The organism is Bradyrhizobium sp., from assembly GCF_036735945.1.
Classification (GTDB): Bacteria; Pseudomonadota; Alphaproteobacteria; order Rhizobiales; family Xanthobacteraceae; genus Bradyrhizobium.
On sequence record NZ_DAINNI010000240.1, the window covers coordinates 1 to 2,724 of the forward strand.

Genomic DNA, 2,724 nt, shown 5'->3' on the forward strand with positions numbered 1-2,724 from the left:
TTTCGCGGCTATCGCGCCGCCGGCGTCAACCGCGTCTCGCTCGGCGTGCAGGCGCTCGACGACGTTTCGCTGAAGGCGCTCGGACGTCTGCACAGCGCGCGCGAGGCGCTGCATGCGGTCGCAATCGCGCGCACCGCGTTCGACCGCTACTCGTTCGACCTGATCTATGCCCGCCCCGACCAGACGCCACGGATGTGGGCGGACGAATTGAAGCTCGCGATCTCGGAAGCCGCCGAGCATCTGTCGCTCTATCAGCTCACGATCGAGGAAGGCACGCCGTTCTTCGGCCTGCATGCGGCGGGCAAATTGAAAACGCCTAACGAGACGCTGGCGCGCGCGCTCTACGACGTGACGCAGGAAGTATGCGGCGCGCACGGCCTTCCGGCCTACGAGATTTCCAACCACGCCCGACCAGGCGCGGAGTGCCAGCACAATCTGGTCTACTGGCGCGGCGACGAATATGCCGGCATCGGCCCCGGCGCGCATGGCCGTCTTGATATCGACGGCGGGCGCTACGCGACCGCGACAGAGAAGCGACCCGAGGCCTGGCTGATGCGGGTTGAGGCCAGGGGCCACGGCGTCGTCACGGACGAGCGCCTCAACAGCGAAGAACGCGCCGATGAATTCCTGCTGATGGGATTGCGCCTCACGGAAGGGATCGACCCCAGGCGCTACGCCGCCCTTTCAGGCCGCGCGCTCGATCCGGGCCGGATCGCCAACCTGCGCGACGAAGGCGCGATCACCGTCGAAGCCGACGGACGCCTGCGCGTCACCAAGGACGGATTTCCCGTGCTCGACGCCGTCGTGGCCGATCTCGCCGCGTAGCGGTGTCCCGTAGCCCGGATGAAGCGCAGCGCAATCCGGGGAAGGTCTATCAGCTTGCGCAACGGCCCCGGGTTTCGCTTTTTGCTTCACCCGGGCTACGAAAAATTCAAGCCCCGAAACTTTTCGGCGAGCCGGCGACCAGCGCGCTGCCGCCGCTGGCGACCTTCATCACCGCGAGGCCCCGCTCATTGGTGCCGTCGGAGCGGAAGCGAAACAGCCCGTCGATGCCGGAAAAGCCTGATGCATTGGTCAGCGTCTCCGGTGCAAAGCGATTGCTGCCCTGCTTCGACAGCGCGGCGACCAGCGCCACGGCGTCATAGACGAGCGTCGCGGTGCGCACGGGGTCAGCGCCGAACTTGGCGCGATAGCGGCCGGAGAAGGCGCGGAAGCCCGACGGATCCGGCGCGGCATAGAGCCCGCCCTGCAGCACCGGGCTGGCATAGACCCGCGAGTTGTCCCAGAGTCCCGTGCCGAGCATCTGGATGTTGCGCAGATTGGCGCCGGCCGCAGTCAGCGCGTCGGCCACCGCCACGACGGATTCGCCATCATCCGCAATGAACAGGGCGTCCGCCGAGCCCAGCGATTGCGCGACCGTGCGCGCCGCCCCGGCCCGGTCGGCGGTGTATTTCTCGAAGGCGACGATGCGTCCCTTGCGGCCGGCCGCCTGCTTGAAGGCGGCTTCCACCACATTGCCATAGGCGTTGTCGGGCAACAGCGCCGCAAACGACCGCTTCCCGATTCCGGCGGAATAGTCGACGATCCGGTTGACGTCGGATTCGGGCAGGAAGCTCAGCAGATAAACGCCGCGCCCGGCGATGCTGGAGTCGGTCGAGAAGGCAATCACCGGAACGCCGCGGGCGCGGGCGAGCTGGGCGGCGGCGGGCACTGAGCCTGCGAACAGCGGGCCCAGAATGATTTCGACACCTTCGCCGAGCGCCGCTTGCGCCGCCTGCTGGGCGCCCTGCGGGGTGCCGCCGTCATCCTTGATCAGAAGCTGGATGTTCGGGCTCTGGAATTCCGCCAGCGCCATCTCGGCCGCGTTCTTCATCGACTGCGCGGCGACGCCGGCATTTCCGGCCGCCGAGAGCGGCAGGATCAGGCCAACCTTGACGTTCCCCGCGCCCACGGCCAGCGGCTGCTGTTGCGGCCCCGGGGGCCCATCAGATCCAGACGGGCCGAATATCTGGCCGCCACCACCGGAGCAGGCGCCAAGCAGCGGCGCGCCCAGAATGATGCCGACTGCGGTTCGCCGGGTCGGCCAGGTGGACCGATCCGGGAATCCGGGCTTGCGATTGAACGGGCCTTCCATTCTGTCTCTTCTCGTGACCGACCGCCGTCGACCAGGATTCCGGGCATTCTGCGCCGAGCCACCTGAACCGCTACTGAACCCAATCGCAATTCTGCATATTGTCTAGGATTAGTTAACCAAAACAAAAGGATTACACCCCGGCGGGCGTCGCCGACCTTCGGGGAACTTCAGGTTTAACCGCCGTCCCGGCAGATATGGCGCTCGACCTGAGAGCCCTCTAGATTGGTCGCATGCGCCCCAAGCCCAGTTCAAACTACGGCCCTGATACCGAACCGGGTTCGGCCAACAGAACATTTTTGATTGGTGGCCACCTCATCACAGCCCCAAAGCCGAAACCGGGCCTCTATCTGGTGGCAACCCCGATCGGCAATCTCGGCGACATCACCCTGCGCGCGCTCGAGACCCTGGCCGGCGTCGACATCATCGCCTGCGAAGATACCCGCATCACCCGCCGCCTGACCGAGCGCTACGCGATTTCGGCGGAACTCAAGCCATATCACGAGCACAATGCCGTTATGGCGCGGCCGAAAATCCTGGAACGGCTGGCGCAGGGCGCCGCGATCGCGCTGGTGTCGGACGCCGGCACGCCG

The 2,724-nt window shown here is 66.4% G+C and carries 3 protein-coding genes; 2 read left to right on the forward strand and 1 reads right to left on the reverse strand.

Annotation, left to right across the window (positions count from 1 at the left end; all coding sequences use genetic code 11):
* The coding region (locus tag V7E26_RS29810; RefSeq protein ID WP_324422968.1) for a coproporphyrinogen-III oxidase family protein at nt 1-825 on the forward strand (825 nt) is incomplete at its 5' end.
* 106 nt (nt 826-931) lie between these two features.
* On the opposite strand, the gene V7E26_RS29815 is transcribed toward V7E26_RS29810, so the two are convergent.
* Entirely contained in the window at nt 932-2,134 is a 1,203-nt protein-coding gene (locus V7E26_RS29815) for a penicillin-binding protein activator (RefSeq protein ID WP_324422969.1), read from the reverse strand.
* 230 nt (nt 2,135-2,364) lie between these two features.
* On the opposite strand from V7E26_RS29815, the gene V7E26_RS29820 reads away from it, so the two are divergent.
* A partial coding sequence (locus V7E26_RS29820; RefSeq protein WP_324422970.1) for an SAM-dependent methyltransferase occupies nt 2,365-2,724 on the forward strand: 360 nt, incomplete at its 3' end.

What these genes read in the sequence shown, in the direction of transcription:
- V7E26_RS29815 (WP_324422969.1), bottom strand. Translation starts at nt 2,134, where the DNA reads ATGGAAGGCCCGTTCAATCGCAAGCCCGGATTCCCGGATCGGTCCACC.